Annotated in this window: 11 protein-coding genes; all 11 read left to right on the top strand. The window is 53.4% G+C overall.

Annotation, left to right across the window (positions count from 1 at the left end):
• The first annotated feature begins 10 nt into the window (after positions 1-10).
• The 11 genes from leuD to NST08_RS11385 all read left to right on the top strand — a co-directional run bounded on the left by leuD (position 11) and on the right by NST08_RS11385 (position 18,285).
• Complete coding sequence (gene leuD / locus NST08_RS11335) at positions 11-613, top strand: 3-isopropylmalate dehydratase small subunit (RefSeq protein ID WP_007129891.1); 603 nt, start codon at positions 11-13, stop codon at positions 611-613.
• Positions 614-870: 257 nt separating this feature from the next.
• The gene (locus NST08_RS11340) at positions 871-2,301 is read left to right on the top strand and encodes an N-acetylmuramoyl-L-alanine amidase family protein (RefSeq protein ID WP_007129892.1); all 1,431 of its coding nucleotides are present in this window, start codon (positions 871-873) and stop codon (positions 2,299-2,301) included.
• Between the two features lie 130 nt (positions 2,302-2,431).
• Complete coding sequence (locus tag NST08_RS11345; RefSeq protein WP_028403586.1) at positions 2,432-3,133, top strand: GerMN domain-containing protein; 702 nt, start codon at positions 2,432-2,434, stop codon at positions 3,131-3,133.
• Between the two features lie 202 nt (positions 3,134-3,335).
• Entirely contained in the window at positions 3,336-4,715 is a 1,380-nt protein-coding gene (locus tag NST08_RS11350) for an N-acetylmuramoyl-L-alanine amidase (RefSeq protein ID WP_028403585.1), read from the top strand.
• 38 nt (positions 4,716-4,753) lie between these two features.
• The gene (locus NST08_RS11355) at positions 4,754-5,350 is read left to right on the top strand and encodes a GerMN domain-containing protein (RefSeq protein ID WP_341341758.1); all 597 of its coding nucleotides are present in this window, start codon (positions 4,754-4,756) and stop codon (positions 5,348-5,350) included.
• Between the two features lie 77 nt (positions 5,351-5,427).
• Positions 5,428-8,154, top strand: coding sequence for an S-layer homology domain-containing protein (locus NST08_RS11360; protein WP_341341759.1), 2,727 nt, complete (start codon positions 5,428-5,430; stop codon positions 8,152-8,154).
• Between the two features lie 92 nt (positions 8,155-8,246).
• Positions 8,247-8,933, top strand: a complete 687-nt coding sequence (gene nth / locus NST08_RS11365; RefSeq protein WP_007129897.1) for an endonuclease III — start codon at positions 8,247-8,249, stop codon at positions 8,931-8,933.
• 25 nt (positions 8,934-8,958) lie between these two features.
• The gene (locus NST08_RS11370) at positions 8,959-9,240 is read left to right on the top strand and encodes a hypothetical protein (protein WP_007129898.1); all 282 of its coding nucleotides are present in this window, start codon (positions 8,959-8,961) and stop codon (positions 9,238-9,240) included.
• 997 nt (positions 9,241-10,237) lie between these two features.
• Entirely contained in the window at positions 10,238-13,891 is a 3,654-nt protein-coding gene (locus NST08_RS11375) for a dynamin family protein (RefSeq protein WP_341341760.1), read from the top strand.
• 753 nt (positions 13,892-14,644) lie between these two features.
• On the top strand, positions 14,645-16,423 hold the full coding sequence (locus tag NST08_RS11380) for an ABC transporter ATP-binding protein (protein WP_007129900.1): 1,779 nt from the start codon (positions 14,645-14,647) through the stop codon (positions 16,421-16,423).
• The gene (locus NST08_RS11385) at positions 16,420-18,285 is read left to right on the top strand and encodes an ABC transporter ATP-binding protein (protein WP_144879101.1); all 1,866 of its coding nucleotides are present in this window, start codon (positions 16,420-16,422) and stop codon (positions 18,283-18,285) included. The genes NST08_RS11380 and NST08_RS11385 overlap by 4 nt, the downstream gene beginning before the upstream one ends.
• Positions 18,286-18,422 lie beyond the last annotated feature (137 nt).

The following is an 18,422-nucleotide window of genomic DNA, read 5'->3' on the forward strand; positions in this document are numbered from 1 at the left end:
GGAGAAACGTATGCAAGCATTTACGAAATTAACCGGTATCGTGGCGCCTGTCGACCGCGTGAATGTCGATACCGACGCAATTATACCTAAGCAATTTCTGAAACGGATCGAGCGCACAGGGTTTGGGCAGTTCCTGTTCTATGAATGGCGCTTTGACGAGCAGGGGGAGGAAATTGAAAGTTTCCCGCTTAACCAGCCGCGTTATCAAGGCGCTTCGATCCTGATTTCGCGGGCAAACTTCGGCTGCGGTTCCTCCCGGGAGCATGCGCCTTGGGCAATCCTGGACTACGGCTTCCGCGTTGTCATTGCACCGTCGTTTGCCGATATTTTCTATAACAACTGCTTCAAGAACGGCATTCTGCCGATCAAGCTGTCCGAGGAGCAGGTGGAAGAGCTGTTCCAGCGCACCGATGCCAATGCCGGTTATCAGCTGAACGTCGATCTTGAGAGCAAGACGATTACCGATAATCAAGGACTTCATATCGACTTCGACCTTGATGAGCACCGCCGCCAGTTTCTGCTTCAGGGCTTGGACGATATCGGCTTGACGCTCCAGCACGAGAGCGAGATCGACGCTTACGAGAAGAAGCACGCATCCCGTCTGTTTGCCTAATTGCGAAGGTTTGCTCGTCAAAAGATTACAAGATTATTAAACTTCCATTTCTTATGTAGGAAATGGAAGTTTTTTTTGGTATGATGGAAGTAATATGCAGCAATTGTTCATAGAAGAGCGTGAATGTCGGTATTTGTCCGGTACATTTTTTCTCCGAAAATGCCGATTTACATAAATGATAGATTGTAAGTGGCGGTTTGTCGGTATGTCGGTTCTATATGTAGAAAATTCAATCATGGGATGATCGAGGTGGATTCATGAAGAAGTTAGGTTTTTTGTTGGCGCTGATTCTATGTTTGCTGGTGTTTCCTAAGTCCGTGGACGCGGCTTCTTCCGGCGCAGCCATTTATCTGGACGGACAGCAGCTGAATTTGTCGTCCGGCGTCAAAGTCGACAACATCAAGGGAAATGTGATGATACCGATCCGGGTCGTATCGGAGAACCTCGGATTTGACGTGCGCTGGGACAAGTCCTCGCGGTCGGTGACGGTGTCGAGTAGCGACAAGAGCGTGCGCATGGTTGTCGGCAACGCTCAAGCGGAGCTGGACGGCGAACTGGTCGATTTAAATCTTCCTCCGGTATTAAGCGGGGACACGACGCTGGTCCCGCTGCGCTTCGTCAGCCAACAAATGGGCCTGGACGTCAAGTGGGACAACGCAGCAAAAGCGGTCTACCTGACATCGCCCGTTCCTTCGTCTCCGGATGCAGGTACCTCGCCGGGGAGCGGAGGAGGTTCGGGGACGGACTCGTCTGCTCCTGGGAATAACGCCGATTTATCGACCTTGACCGGGATTTCTTTCAGCGACAATCGTTTGATGATCTCCACAGAGGGAACGGTTGCTCCGAGCGTATTTCCGATGAAGGGGCCGGACCGCATCGTGGTGGATTTGCCGAATACGGCATTTTCCGAAGCCTTTCTGGCCGATCACGTAATGAATCCCAGCAGCGGCGGCGAGATGGCCGTAACGGATTATCCCGACGTAGCCAAGATCCGGTTTGCGCTTTTCAGCCATAGCCCGTCAACCGTACGGGTTGTCATTGATTTGAACGGACCCGCGAGCTACGGGGTGACTCATGAATCGGGGCTGACGATCGTGGATCTGAATGCAGAGGGAGATATGGTGATACCGCCTGTTCCTCCGGTATCCGGAAGCGGCAAGAAGATTGTGGTCATCGACGCCGGACATGGCGGCAGTCAGCCGGGGGCGACCAGCGTGACGGGCAAATCGGAGAAGGTCATGAACCTTGACCTGGCACTCAAGGTTGAGGCCCTGCTTAAGAATGAGAAGAACATTGAAGTCGTGATGACGCGCAGCAATGATTCCACGCTAGGACTCAAGGATCGGGTGAAGATCGCCAACGATTTGAAAGCGGACATTTTCGTCTCGATCCACGGCAACAGCAGCACGTCCAGCAGTCCGAACGGCACGGAAACATATTATACGAGAGATGCGAGCAAACAGCTCGCCAATGTGATCCACAAGCATTTGGCCAAAGCGACTGGGCTGTTCGACAGGGGCGTTAAATACAGCAGCCTTCATGTAACCCGGGAAACGAAGATGCCGGCGGTCCTCCTCGAAATCGGCTTCCTGAGCAATAAGGGTGATGAAGCCCAGTTGTTTAACGAAGATTTTCAGAATCGTGTTGCACAAGGTATTGTTGAGGGTATAAAAGAATATCTTAAGTGAGGTTTTTACTTGAGGCTCATCGAACCGCAGCTACTTACATAGGACGGATAAAAAAATGATGAGACCTGAATACTTCCTTCACGTACAATTACCTGTACAAGATTTTATGAACCTAGAGGGGGACACAACGATGAACAAGAAATATTGGATGACAGGAATGCTGGCGCTGCTGCTTGTTTTTAGCGCAGGCTGCGGCCAGAAGCCGGCTGCAGCCCCCGCCGATACTCCGGAACAGACCGTGGATGCGGATCAGGCGGATCCAGGCGATCAGGCGGCTGGCCAAGATAACGAGGATGAGGCAGTAGAACCGGTTAACGCTGGAGTACCGGAGGGAACAGGCCAGACTGCGTCCGGCGGGGAAAGCACAACACCACCGGCCAGCGGAAAGGATACGCCTCCGACTGAACCTGAGAAGGTAGATGCTGCCGTCAACCCTGAGAATAAGTCGAGCATCAAGCTCTACTATACCGACCCGGAGGTAATGGAGCTTAAAGAGGCAAGCCGTGAGATCACCTACTCGGGTGACGAGGATAAGTATAAAAAAGCATTCGAGGCTCTCCAAACGAGCTCTGACGCATCCCTTAACCCGTTATGGTCGGATAAAATTACGTTGAAATCGTTAAAGTTCGATCAAGGTGCATTGACGCTCGACATCAGCAAGCCGGCTGAGGCGAATCTGGGCGCGGGAGGCGAAATGTTCGCCATTGACGCCTTGCAGAAGACCTTTTTCCAATTTGAAGAGGTCAAATCGATCGAACTGCTGGTCGACGGACAGCAGATCGAAAGCTTGATGGGGCATGTGGAGATTGAACATCCTATGACTCGAAAATAATACTGTTGAACTACTTGGTTTCTCATATATGAAAGCCGAAACTCCTATTTCAGTGATGAAGTAGGAGTTTTTTTTGGTAATATGGGAACAATTTCGCAACTTTCAGCCAGGGTCAGCGTCTAAAGTTTGTCAGGTAATGTCGGACAGGCCGATTGCAGAAACGCCAATCTATGGCAAAATAATAGGATGGTAGGGGTGAAGGATGAAGAAGTTCGGTTTTTTATTGTTTCTGGTTGTCATGATGATTGCGTTTCCTAAGATGGCGGATGCAAGTTCGTACAGCGCAAAAATTTACCTGGACGGTCAACAAATCAATGTGTCATCGGGTGCCAAGGTGGAAAACATCAATGGGACGGTCATGGTGCCGATTCGAATCGTATCCGAGAATCTTGGCTTTCAGGTTGATTGGAGTAAGGCAACCAAAACGGTAACTGTCCAAGACGGATCCCAGAAAGTAACGATGACTATCGGAAGCCAGTATGCCGACATCAACGGGCAGCGGGTCCAAATGACCAAAGCGCCGGTTCTTCGAGGCGGGACGACGATCGTTCCGATTCGATTTGTCAGTGAACAGATGGGGATGCAGGTTCGATGGGACAACGGGACAAAATCGGTGCATTTGACTTCCGGCAATGCAGGAAGCAACCCGGATGGAGCCGATGGGGCCCACACGGCCACGGTAGACGGCATAAGCTTCAGCGACAATAAACTGATGGTTGCTGTCACAGGCAATGCCAAACCGAGCATTTCGAAGCTGGGCAATCCGGACCGTATCGTCATCGATATGGTCAATACGGAGTTTTCTGACAGCTTCGGCACCATGAACGATTATGACGAAGTGAACAAATTCGGACAGATGGCGGTGTCCGGGTACTCCGACGTGAAGTCGGTTCGTTATTCGCTCTATAACAGCAGCCCTCTCACGGTTAGGATCGTGCTTGATCTGAACCAACCGGCAAACTATACGGTTTCCGGGCTTGAGAACGGCTCCGGGATCTTGACCGTGGCACTGACTGCTGCTACAGATCCATCACCGGGTACAAGCGGCAAAAAGATCGTCGTGATTGATGCCGGTCATGGGGATCATGATCCGGGGGCAATCGGCGTCACGAAGAAGAGGGAGAAGGATTTCAACCTTGCCATGGCGCTGAAGGTCGAGAAGCTGCTTGCGAATGAACCGAATATTGATGTTGTGTTGACCCGAAGCACGGATAAATTTCTCGAGCTGAAGGATCGCGCAAAATTGGCGAACGATCTGAAAGCGGACGTTTTCATATCGATACATGCGAACAGCGGCCCTTCCGCCGCAACGGGCACGGAAACGTATTATTACGACCAATCCGACAAAGCGCTGGCAGCCGCCTTGCACAAAGAAATCGTCAAGGCCATGGGCTTGAAGGACCGCGGAGTAAGATACGGCAATTTCCATGTCATTCGCGAGACGAAGATGCCGGGAGCGCTGCTGGAAGTCGGCTTCATGAGCAACAAGACCGATGAGAGCAAGCTGTTTGATCCCGCAACCCAGGATCGTGTGGCAGCGGCCATTGTTCGCGGTATTAAAAATTATTTGAATGTGAATTGATGAGACGAGTCCAGTGTAATTTGCAGGAGGTGGCGATTTTGAACAAAAAAATATGGTCGGCCGGATTTCTGGCAGCCGTCATGCTGATCGGCGCCGGCTGCGGACAGAAGCCCGGAGCTGCGCCGGACGACACGCCGGAGCAGGTAACTCCTGCACCCGAAGATCAGACAGGCCATGGAAGCGGCGGCGTGACGAACGGCTCGGGCGGGACGTCAGGAGCCGGAAACGAAGCGACTGCGCCCGAAATGAAGACGGAGAGCATCAAAGCGTATTATACCGACCCCGAGATGATGGAGCTGGTCGAAGGTACGGCTGAGATTTCCTATAAGGATGAGCTTGGGAAATACGAGGCCGCATTCAAGACGCTCCAGCAGAGCAGCGATGCGGACAAGCTTCCGCTGTGGGAGAAAATCCAGCTTCATTCGGTACAATTCGAAAGCGGCAAGCTGACGATTGATGTAGCCGTTCCGGACGAAGCCAATCTGGGGGCCGGCGGAGAGTCGTTTGCTGTCGATGCGCTCAAGAAGACATTTTTCCAGTTCGACGAGGTGGAATCGATCCAGCTTCTCGTCGACGGACAGCAGACGGAGTCCTTGATGGGTCACGTCGATATGGAAAATCCGATGACTCGGTAATGATGGTTGAAGGAGATCACGATCTGCTGTCGAATAGTAGTATATGATGAAGCAGTAGTTAGGAGAGGGGAAAGAGAATGGTACTTAGACACAGCAAACATATTCATTCCAAAAAAGTGGTCTCCGCCGTCATGGCCGGACTTATAGCATTGGGGGGCGGCGCTTCCGCCGTATCAGCAAATGAAACGTCGGGAGGCACGGCAGCAAGCACAACGCAATCAAGCCTAAGAGCATTCAGTGATGTCGCTGCAGGCTATTGGGGAGAAAAGTACATTTATCAGTTGGCGGCACAAGGGATCGTTACGGGGAGTAGCGGAAAGTTCAGACCGAATGATCCGGTTACACAGCAGGAAGCTGTGACGATGGCGATCCGCTTTTTAAGCATGCAGGATCAGCTAGGCAGCGGCGCTGCGACATTACCGACAAATATTAAAGTTAACGATTATTTCACGCAGTACGTTCAACTGGCTTTTCAGCAAAGCCTGCTCGACAAGCAAAAGGAGTCCGGTTATTCGGACGAAAAGGTCATCTGGGGTGCGCAGAAGGCATCGCGGGAATGGGTTACCGAAATGCTGGTGCGTTCCATCGGACGTACCGCGGAGGCAAATGCCGCCAAGAATAATGCGACAGGCTTTGCAGATAATGCCAAAATTTCTCCGGATCGCCTTGGCTATGTGAACGTAGCGGTAGAGTTAGGGCTGGCCCAGGGCGTCAACGGCAATAAGTTCGATCCGCAAGGAGCTGTGACGAGAGCCCAGCTGGCAACGTTCTTCAGCCGTGCGCAAGCGTATATCGATACGAAATATGCCAACCAATACGAAGGCTATATCGCTTCCTTGGATAATGGCAAGCTCGAATTGTACGTTGACGGCAAGCTGCACTCGTTCAAGCTGGATGCATCGACCGCGTACTTTACTTCGGATTCCGCGAAGAGACAGCAATTCTCCGATCTGAAACCTTATACGAAGGTTGTGGTCGTAGCGAATAACGGAACTGCGGCTTATGTGGAAACCACGGATCCTGCACAGCAAGTGGAGCGTTTCGAGCGTACATATGCACGACTGTCGCCAAATCATGTCATTTGGTTCGATACAGGCAGCACCTTTGAGGAGCTGAGCTATGATGCCAATACGCTGTTCCTCGATCAAAACGGGAATAAAATTGATCCGAAGACCCTTGCAGCAGGCAGCCTGCTTACCATTGAACGCGAAACCTTCAGCCCGCAAAAACGAATCGTATCGATTCGCGTTAAGAGCGGGCTGGTGAATAAGTCGTCTGAGGGCGTCATCACGAGCATCGACACCGTAAATAAGACGATCACTCTGAAGGACAGCACAGGATACGAGGATACGTTTGCCTGGGACGAGAAGACCGTGATCCGTTACCAGAATCAAATTCTGACTCCGGCTGAGCTGAAGGCGGGCTACACGGTGAAATTCTTGGTGGAGAACAGCGTTCTTCAGTCCGTGGAAGTTGCGCAAAGCGTAGAACGTACCGTTCAAGGCATGCTGTATGCGGTTGAAGAGAACGGCAAGACGATCACCTACAAGCGCAATGGCAGCACGCAGCTCGAAACGAAGTTTTTGGCTGACAAGCCTGAGATTATCGTCAGCGGCGTAGCGAAGCCGGTTCTCTCGGATCTGCTGGCAGATGCCGTTTCCGGAGACAAGGTTTTGCTGACGATCAATGGGGAAGAGCAAGTGACCAAGATTGAGGTAACCGGCCGGCAGATGGAACAGCTCGATGCCGCTACCATCGTGAACTATGATCCAAAGACGCGTTGGTTGACCGTTCGTGATGCGAATAACCAGCCGCGGGTCATCATTTTGGATGAGAAGACGAAGCTCGAAGCAAGCACGGGAACGACGCTCGATAAAGTGGAGCCGCTCTTGGGCGCAGGACGCAAAGTGAGCGTGTCGGTTATCGGGACCCGGGCACTGTCGCTGGAAGTTGTATACAAGGTCGAAGGCAAGGTCAGCAGCATCAATACGTCCAAGAAAATCATCTCGATTGTGGACGCGAACGGTAAAGTGGAAGAAATTCCGTATAACACCACGCTGATCGTTGAAATTTTCGGCAAATCTTCCGCATCGCTGGCGGATGTCCGAGTAGGTGACGAAGTGTCAGCTCAATTGTCGACTAACCAGGATTATCTGCAGACGTTAAAAGTGAAGACGGCAGCCCAGTTCGAGGTTGTCTTTACGGAGCCTTCGAAGAACCGGATTCGTGTAAAAGCAAACGGAACGACCAGCGATATTTATACCGATAAAGCAACGCTGACGGGCGAGAGCGGACAAGCTATCCTGCTTGCCGACCTCCGTCCGGGCACGCTGGTCAACATATCCCTTCAAGGTAACACGGCCGTGGCCATATCTGAAGTGAAGCTGACGCTTGGCGAGATCACGAATGTGGACGCATCCGGTAATGTGGTGACCGTGAAGGATTATGCCGGCAACAGTCAAGCCATTGGGGTAAGCGCAGGAGTGAAGGTCGTCCGCAACGGCTCGACGGCTACGAACTTGAGCACGCTTGCCGCTTCAGATCGCGTTGAAATCCGTAAGGATATTCAAGGCGTGACGATTATTAATGTGATGGAAAAGCTGGAGCGCTCCTTCTGGCAGTCCAGCAATTCCGAAATCCAGGTGAAGCGCAAATCGATCAACGATAACTATCGCTTCGCCCTGTCGGATAAAGTATTTGTTCATCAAGGTGACACGACTTTATCCGTGCAATCCCTGAAGGAAAATGATAATATTGTACTGTACCTGAACAACGGTGTCGTTGTGGAGATTGTAAAACAGTAGGATTTATCATCCGGGGATTACTTGAGACACACCGTCTTGATGCGGGGGCTTCTTCGCATCAAGATTTTTTTTTGCGGGAGGGAATTCATATTATGAATGCGGCAACGGTACGTCATATTCTGGATACAATGGCAACGATGTTTCCGGATGCACACTGCGAACTGAATCACAGCAATGCGTTTGAGCTGACCATCGCTGTGCTGCTGTCCGCCCAGTGTACGGATGAAACCGTGAATAAAGTGACCAAGGATCTGTTTCAGAAATACAAAACTCCGCTGGATTACGTATCGGTGCCGCTCGAGGAGCTGGAGCAGGATATCCGGCGGATCGGCTTATACCGTAATAAGGCGAAGCATATTCAGAACCTGTGCGCGATCCTGATCGAGCAGTACGGCGGCGAGGTGCCGGAAGCTCATGACGAGCTGGTCAAGCTGCCGGGCGTTGGACGGAAGACGGCGAATGTCGTCGTATCGAATGCTTTCGGCGTTCCGGCCATCGCTGTGGATACGCATGTCGAGCGAGTGTCCAAGCGTCTTGGTCTGGCTGCGTGGAAGGACTCGGTGCTGGAGGTGGAGAAGAAGCTGATGAAGCGGGTGCCTCGTGAGGAATGGACGATAACGCATCATCGGATTATTTTCTTCGGCAGGTACCACTGTAAAGCACAAAATCCGCAGTGCCAGATTTGCCCGCTCCTCGATGTCTGCCGTGAAGGAAAGAAGCGTATGAAAACATCGGCAGTCAGGAAGAATAAGGAACAGCCGAGAGTAAGCAAGACATAGACAAGATAAGAGGATGGGATAACACATGAAATGCATCTCCGTTTACACCGACAACTTTGAATTGTTCTCCGATATTTTCGAGCATGTGGTGGAGAGCCAAAACCAACTGAACGAGAATGAAGAGCAAGAGGTGGAAGGCGTGACCTTCAGCCATTCCGGGGACGCGCCGGAACACTATTTGGAAAGAATGTCGCAAAAGCCCGAAGTCGTGGTTATGCGCGACAAATCCCGCGGTTTAACGATTCTGCAGCACGGCAGCGTGTTTGAAATTTTGATTCCGGCGGAAGACGGAACCGTAGTATCGTAAAGCTCGTTTGACTGCGCTTCGCAATTTGGTTCATTTAAGCTGAGCACAGCGGCACGGATTTTCATAAGCGATACTTCTTCAGGACCTCAGGAAGGCGCCTGAGAGAACTTCGGGTAGCGAAAGGCGGCAGGGCATTGCTGCTAACCGTTCCCGATGTTTACGAGTGAGGTATCCAATCGATCCGATGTTTGACAAGAGGCTGTCCCGTAAGGTCTATGACCCGGGGCAGCCTTTTCGTATGTTGAGGAAGCAACGGGGGAAATGCTTGCGGGGGATATGACGTATCGTTCACCCGATGACGTAATCTCGAAGAAGCAAACGGGCACGGGGAACGAGAGGAGCATGTCGGTTAATTAGAGTCCTCTCCGGATGCGTCGTTTTCTTTCATTAATATAAGAATATAATAAGATGATCTCTGGACCGAAGGAATCGTAAACAACGGACATGTGGATAGAAAGCCGGATACATACACATCGAACAGGAGATCGGAAGACGATGAGTTAGAACCATACGAATGATTATAACGAACGGTAAGCGAGCACTGTATCTGAAGAAGGGAATAGCTTTTCCGTCGCATTCCGAACAGAAGGCAGCGACCGGAAGCATAGGCCTTTCGTTCGCTTTTGCAGGCGGATATCCCCACCTCCGTAACAACAGGAATCGGAAGAACCATTCATGCATCTCCTTAACATAGGGGAGTGAAATCAACCACCGCATGTAGTGCATTGTACTTTAAAGTCACAAGCAAGTAGTTCACCCACCATCCACGGGGGATCAGGCTGCATAATTGTTGATAACGAGGCATGTCCGCTTCACGAAGCATGAAAGGATGGATTCGGGGAGGAGCTTAACGTGTTCTTCGCTCATGAAATGTCGCAAAATCGCAGCGGGATCGAAATGCGATGATTCCTTTAATGCCCAAGCGATGATACAATAAACAGATGTGAATAGAATGTGTCAGAAATATAAGATTCATGGATTGGAGCGAGAAAGGACATTGAAGATAGCCGAACGTGAACTGGGAGCCCATGAGCTTAACAAGACGATGACAACGGTTAAGGACCGCTTTTTGGATTGGAATGACGAATCATCAGCGGCTCTAGCCGAGGATTTGATACGCAAGGGAGCGAGCGGGGAGCTGACGCTGGCGTTTTGCGGCCACTTCTCGGCCGGCAAGTCCAGCATGATCAATGCGCTCTGCGGCAAACCAGTGCTGCCATCCGGTCCGGTGCCGACCAGCGCCAATATCGTCACGATCCGCAGCGGCACACCGAAAGCCCTCATTCATCGCGCAGCCGATGATCATGGCGAGCCGATGACGGTGACGATCGAGGAGCTGGCTGATTATTGCAAAGAGGGCAGAGCCTATTCAGCCATTGAGGTATGGGAGGACATTCCGCTGCTCGGGGAATCCGGCGTTCTGATGGATACGCCGGGGGTAGACTCAACGGATGACGGTCACCGTTTGGCTACCCACTCCGCGCTTCATATGGCCGATGTCGTTTTTTACGTGATGGATTACAACCATGTGCAGTCGGAGAGCAATCTCTTGTTTGCGAAAAGCTTGTCGGATTGGGGAAAGCCGCTGTATCTCATTGTGAATCAGGTCGATAAGCATCGGGACCAGGAGCTGTCGATAACGGATTATTTGCAGGACGTGAAAAAGGCCTTTGCGCAGTGGAAAATTGCCTATAAAGGACTTCTCTGCACGTCGCTTAAGGTGAAGGAGCATCCTTATAACCAATGGGAGCGGCTCAAGTCGCTGATTCGTGAACTTATCGCGATTAAAGATCCGCTTCTTGGCTACAGCGTATCCTGCTCCATGCATCATGCGGCGGATCAGCATGTGGACGCTTTCGCCCGCTCTCTCCAGCCCGAGAAAGAACGGCTGCTTGAGGAAATGGGCGGTGAGGAGGCGGCAGCGGCCCTTAAGGCGCGCCTTGAAGAGCTGGAGTCACGGAAGCGGGAGGCGGAATCGCTGCCCGGAACTGCCCGCCAAGCGCTTCGCAGCGAGGCGGATTCTCTTCTTGCCAATGCGAACTTAACGCCAGCGGATGTGCGCGAGCTCGCCCGCCTGTTCTTGGAGAGCCGCCGCAGCGGGTTCAAGGTCGGATTCCTATTCTCGGGCGGAAAGACCGAAGAAGAGAAGCGCCGCCGTCTGGAAGCGTTCCATGCCCGATTGAAGGAACAGATCTCCGCTCAGGTCGATTGGCATGTCCGGCATTTGTTCCGCAGCATCACCGAGAGCTATACGGAGTGGAATACGGAATGGGAAAGCATGCTGGATCATGAGCTGCCGACGGTTCAGGAGGATATGGTTACAGGCGGGATCCAGTCGGATGCGATTGTTTCCGGGGAGTATGTGCTGAACTATTGCCGGGAGCTGGCCGAGCGCATCAAGGCCAGCTATCGCCGTGCCGTGTCGGAGCTGGCCGACCGGCTGCAGGCGGTGCTGACGGACGCTTCAGCCGTTCGTCTGCAGGAGCTGGGGCGCCAGCAGGAGGAGCTGCTGGCGCAATCAGCGGCTTCCGCCCGCTATGCTGCGCTGCAGCAGGCGGAAGCCGCCCGCACGGCGGAGCTGGCGCAGCTGCTCCCGCCGCGCGCCTCCCTCACCCCCGGCCTCCTGCCGGAGGTGAGGGAGCCGGAAGGGCAGCCCGCCCAGGCGGCTGCCCAAGGCGGCGCCCCGGCTGCGCAGCCGGGGCAGGGGCGCACCGCGCCGCGCCGCAGCAGCGCTGCGCCGGGGGCGCCCCAGCGGCGCCAGCAGCTTGACGCTGCGGCAGCGCAGCTGCAAGCGGCCGCCGCGCTGCTGGCGCCGTACCCCGCGCTGGGCTCCGCCGCGCGGGATTTGACCGCCCGCGCCGAGGCGCTCGCGGGCGGCTCGTTCACGATGGCGCTGTTCGGAGCGTTCAGCGCCGGCAAATCCTCCTTCGCCAACGCCTTGCTTGGCGAAGCGGTGCTGCCGGTTTCACCGCACCCGACGACGGCAGCGGTAAACCGCATTCTCGCGCCGGCTGAAGGAAAGCCTCATGGGACCGCAGCCGTGCGCATGAAGACCCGCGAGATGTGGTGGGACGATCTGAAGTATTCCTTCAGCGTGCTGGGATTGCCAGAGCCGAGCCCGGACCGCTGGCGGGCGGCAGCGGAACAGCTGACACCATCGGGGCTGCATCCGGCAGCTTTGCCGCATTACGGATTTCTGAAGGCGGCGGCCGCCGGCTGGGAAGAGATGGAGGGCAGGCTCGGGACGACGGAGCTTGTGCAGCTGCCGGAATACCGCGGATATGTCGCCGATGAGCGGAAATCCTGCTTCGTGGACGGGATTGATCTGTATTACAGCTGCCCGCTCACCGAGCAGGGGATCGTCCTGGTCGATACGCCGGGAGCAGACTCGCTGCATGCCCGGCATACGGGCGTCACGTTCAGCTATATTAAAAACGCCGATGCGATTGTCTATGTGACGTATTATAATCATGCCTTTTCCAAAGCGGACCGCCAGTTCCTGTCCCAGCTCGGACGGGTGAAGGACAGCTTCGCGCTTGATAAAATGTTCTTTATCGTAAATGCCGCCGATCTTGCCCAGTCTGAAGAGGAGCTGGGGGAAGTCATCAAGCACGTGCGCAGCAATTTGACGGCGAACGGCGTCGGCAGTCCGCATCTTTATCCGGTGTCGAGTCAATCGGCCTTAACCGGGAAGCTGCAGAACGATGAGGAAGTCCTCGCCGTATCGGGGTTTCCGGCATTCGAGGAGGCGCTTGGGCGCTTTGCCGCGGTTGAATTGCCGAAGCTGTCGCTGCGCGCCGGGTATGATGAGGTGGCTTCCATCCGGGACCGGATTCGGACATGGGCCGAGCTGGCCGCTCAGGACGCTACGACGCGCCAGCAGAAGATCCAAGCGATGGAAGAAGTGCGAAGACAGGCGCTTGTTCGGCTAGAGCGGTTAACGGAGGATACGATGGCCCGCGATATAACGCAGGAATGCAGCGAGCTGTTGTTCCATGTGCGGCAGCGGCTCGATTACGCGATGAACCGATTCTTCCAGGAATCGTTCAACCCGTCCGTCCTCCGCGAAGACAGCGGAAATATGAAATCGGCATTTGCCGCGTGCGGCCAGGATTTGCTGCGTACGCTGTCCCTGGAGCTGGATCAGGAGCTGTGGGCGACAACGCTACGTTTGGAGCAGGCGGGACGCAAGCTGACCGAAGGCGCAGCCGGAAAAGCGGCAGCCGATATTCAAGCGATGGAGGAGGGATTGGCGCTCACCCTCCGGCGGGAGCCGGATTGGCCGTCTCCGGAGCTTGCCGAAACGGAGCTTTTGATCGACGGAGGCTGGCTGGCATTCTGGTCCTTGTTCAAAAATCCGAAGCACTTTTTTGAGGGCAGCGGCAGCGTCAAGCTCCGCGAAGCGGCCGAGCCGAAGGTGAAGGAGGCGATCGCCGCCGTCGTCAGCAAGCGCGAGGAGCAGCTGGCGGAGCATTATGCCCGCATGGTCGCCAACTCCTTGCGCCATCATGCAGGAGCGCTTGAGGAACAGCTTCAGGAGTCGGTTGAAGCCATCATCGACTCGCTGAAGGACGGGCAATCCCCGCAAGTGTGGAATAAGCTGGCTGACGATTTGCAGGAGCTGACGGCGGCCGGACCTCTTCAAGGCTGATTCCGGCATCCTTGTTTCAACCGAGTGGGGACGATATTCCCAAGCCAATTGAACAAATACGGGTCACGGATAAATCCGAGCCAAGTATGTTCCAGGTTTTGAATGGATGACGGTAGGTCCGTAAAAACGTTACACGCACCGAACGGAACATGCAATGGTGCGTAAAAACGGTCCATTGCTTTGCAGAATAAACATCCATAGCGCAGACGTCTTCCGAGCCATGCATCATGGCGGCGGAGGCGTCTCTTTTTATGGAACCGTGAATTACCTTTTTATGTAACTTTATTTCGCGTGATTGAAGAGCAATGGCTGCACAAACCCCATGTATTTGGCGCCTGCCCCTGCACTTGCCATGTTCTAATGATGACTGCTGCCGATTAACAGCGTCGACTAATGACTGCTGTACGATCAACAGATCAACAGCGTCGACGTTCGGACGACAAGCATAGATGCTGGCTCCTGGGGACAGAAATCATAGAAAACCAACCTTCCGATACCCTTCTCCAAAAAGTCCTGAACCGGGACGAAATGCACAGTGGCTGCCCGAAGCGGTCGCTTCCGGGAGAAAGAGTAGCATAGGTGAGAATTAACGATTATTTAATCAGTAAACAAAGATAAGTTTAACTATTTGCCTTCATTAGGTCCTTTTGGCTCATTTATGACCGTTATTTCTCTTTGCCGCCCGTTCAGGTCGATGATAAACTTCATAAATGCTACATAACCTGAACGAAAAAAATCCTACGGAGGAAAATCATGAATGTTCTTAGGCAACTGCAGGGCTTCTTTTGGGAGAAACGGAGTTATCTCTTTCTCTCCATTCTCTGTCTGGCGATTGCAACGGCGCTGGGACTTGTGTACCCGTACCTCTTGCAAGTCCTGATTGACGATGCGATCAAGATGGAGAACTTCGGCATGGTTCCGCAGCTGGCACTGACCGTATTGGGGGTTGTCATCCTCAAAGCCTCCATGCAGTTTCTGCACGGCTTTTTTGGAGGGAGGCTGGGCAACTACCTCGCCTACTCGCTGCGTAACGCCTGCTACGAAAAATTGCAATTTTTATCGTTCCGTTACTATGACACGGCACGCACCGGGGACTTGATGTCGCGGCTGACCGGCGATCTGGAAGCGATCCGGATGTTTATCGGCTTCGGCTTCGCCCAGCTGCTCAATCTGGTGCTGATGGTCACCTTCGGGTCCATCATGATGTTCACGATCAGCTGGAAGCTGACGCTGATCACGCTTGTCGCGATGCCGTTTCTCGTCGTCGCCGCGCTCAAATTCGAATCGAAAATTCATCCGGCGTTCCAGGAGATGCGGCTTGCGCTCAGCTCGCTGACCACGGCCGTACAGGAGAACATTACGGGTGTCCGCACGGTCAAGTCTTTCGCCCGCGAGCCGCATGAAGTCGAGAAGTTCTCGGAGCGCAACGAACGCTACAAGACGAATCAGATCTTTGCATCTTCCTTGTGGGCACGCTACTTCCCGATGATGGAGCTGTTCGCAAACATCAGCGTCGTTATATTGCTCGGCGTCGGAGGAAGCCTGGTCATTAACGGATCGATGTCGGTCGGACAGCTGGCGGCATTCTTTACCCTGATTTGGTACATCATTGGACCGCTGTGGGGGATCGGCTTCCATATCAACAACTATACGCAATCGAAGGCGTCCGGCGAACGGGTGCTGGAGCTTCTGAATCAGCCGATTGACGTGAAGGACCGCGAGAATGCCGTGGATTTGGTGCCTAGCGAAGTGAAGGGGCATGTCGAATTCAACGAAGTGACTTTCGCATACGGAAACAAAATGGCGGCTGTCAAAGACATTAATTTGAATGCGCCTCCAGGCTCGGTAATCGGCCTGCTGGGCGGAACCGGATCCGGCAAATCGACGATCATTCAGCTGCTTATGCACGCGTACAACGTGAACCAGGGGACCATCACGCTGGACGGCATCAATATTAATGACATCAAGGTGCGCAGCCTGCGAAGCCAGATCGCTACCGTATTCCAGGAGACCTTCCTGTTCTCGTCGAGCATTCGCAACAACATCGCTTACGGCATGAAAGACGTGAGCATGGAGGATATCATTCGGGCTGCAAAGCTGGCGAAGGCGCATGATTTTATTATGGAAATGAAGGACGGCTACGATACGATCGTAGGCGAGCGGGGCATGGGGTTATCCGGCGGCCAGAAGCAGCGGATCGCGATTGCCCGCGCCCTGCTGAAAAATCCAAAGATTCTGATACTGGACGATGCGACGAGCGCGGTCGATATGGAGACCGAGCATGAAATCCAATCCGGTTTCCAGGAGGTCATGAAGGGAAGAACGACCTTTATTATCGCCCACCGCATCTCCTCGCTGCGCCATGCCGACGAAATTCTCGTTCTCGACGAAGGCCGGGTCGTTCAGCGCGGCAAGCATGAGGAATTGATTGCAGTACCGGGGCCATACCAGGATGTATACAAAATACAATATGCGGACCTTATCGCGAGGCAGGCTCAAGCGGGAGGGAAGCAAGGGCAGGTGCAAGCATGAACGCCAACGTAAATACAGAACCCCATCATAGGAGAAAGGCTCCCAAGTCCGAACAGGACCCGGGAGCGAAGAACGAACGCTTTGTATACAAGGATGACGATGCGATCGAGAAACCGTTTAACTGGAAGCAGCTGACGCGGTTGATCTCGTACATGAAGCCTTACGCTAAGCAAATTTTGCCGCTGGTCGGGCTGATGATGATCATCGGAACGATCACGAAGCTGGCGATTCCTTTTCTGACAAGTCAGGCCATTGACCATGCCATCGAGCCGGAAAACGGAAGTCCGAGCCTGACGCTGCTCTATCAGATTACGATAGCCGTGCTGGCCATGTACGTGATTCAATGGATCGCAGGCATCTTCCGGATCAAGTACACGAATATTATCGGGCAGCGGGTCATTTACGATCTTCGCGCCGACTTGTTCAGGCACATTCAGCGGCTTTCCTTTAACTTCTTTGACAAACGGCCGGCAGGATCGGTGCTCGTGCGGGTGACGAATGACGTCAACTCGCTGCAGGATCTGTTCACGAACGGGGTCGTCAATCTGATCATCGACTGCGTTCAGCTCGTCGGCATTGTCGTTATTCTGCTCGTTATTAACTGGAAGCTCGGTCTTGCGGTAATCGTTACGGTGCCGATCATGTTCTTCATTTCCACGAAGCTTCGCGTACGGATCCGCCGGGCGTGGCAGGACGTGCGGATCCGGAACTCCCGCATCAACTCCCACTTGAACGAGTCGATTCAAGGGATCCGGGTGACCCAGGCGTACACGCAGGAAGAAGAGAACATGAAGTTCTTCGATCATATGAACCTGGACAGCAAAAAGTCTTGGGATAAGGCCTCGGCCATGAACCAGTCCTTCGGTCCGCTGATTGAAATAACGGGCGGCTTCGGAACGCTGATACTTTTCTGGCTCGGTGCAACGCTTATACAGCAAGGAGAGCTGACGATCGGTCTCTTGATCGCCTTTACCCAATATGTCGGTAACTTCTGGGAGCCGATCAACCGACTCGGTCAAATGTATAACCAGCTGCTGGTTGCCATGGCTTCGTCGGAGCGAATCTTCGAGTTTATCGACGAGAAGCCGAGCATCGATGATAAGCCGGGCGCAGTCAAGCTGCCGAAGATTCAAGGGGACATCAAGCTTGAGAACGTTGTGTTTGAATACGAGAAGGGCCGCCAGGCGCTGAAAGGAATCAACCTGGACGTAAAGGCCGGGCAATCGATCGCCCTCGTCGGTCACACCGGCTCCGGCAAGAGCACCATTATCAATCTGCTGAGCCGTTTTTACGACATTACGGACGGCAAGCTTACCATCGACGGCTATGATATTCAATCGGTCACGGTGGAGAGTCTGCGCAACCAGATCGGCATCGTGCTTCAAGATACGTTTATCTTTTCCGGAACGATTCGGGACAATATCCGTTTCGGCCGGCTGGATGCAACGAACGAGGAGATCGAGCAGGTGGCCAAAGCCGTCGGCGCTCACGAATTCATCGTTCAAATGCCGAGCGGCTATGACACCGAGGTCGAAGAACGCGGGAACATGCTGTCCATGGGTCAGCGCCAGCTGCTGTCCTTCGCCAGAGCGCTCCTTGCCGATCCGAGAATCCTGATTCTGGATGAGGCGACGGCGAGCATCGATACGGAAACCGAGCTCAAAATTCAGGAAGCGCTAAAAGTCCTGCTTAAAGGCCGCACCTCCTTCATCGTGGCGCACCGTCTCTCGACGATCCGGCATGCGGATCATATCGTCGTTCTGGATCACGGACGGATTATCGAGGAAGGGAACCATAACCAGCTTATGCAGAAGCAGGGAACCTATCATGGACTTATTGAAGCGCAATACCGCTTTTTGTAAAAACGTCTTAACAAAGGTTTAACAAAACCGACACAAATGTAAAAAAAATGTCGCCTGACACTTGCAATCTTCTTCATAAACTTACAAAATAGAAATAGAGTGATTCAAGAATTTCATAGAAGAAGGGAAGCATGAGG

The organism is Paenibacillus sp. FSL K6-1566 (genome assembly GCF_038050475.1).
Lineage (GTDB): Bacteria > Bacillota > Bacilli > Paenibacillales > Paenibacillaceae > Paenibacillus_AQ > Paenibacillus_AQ lactis.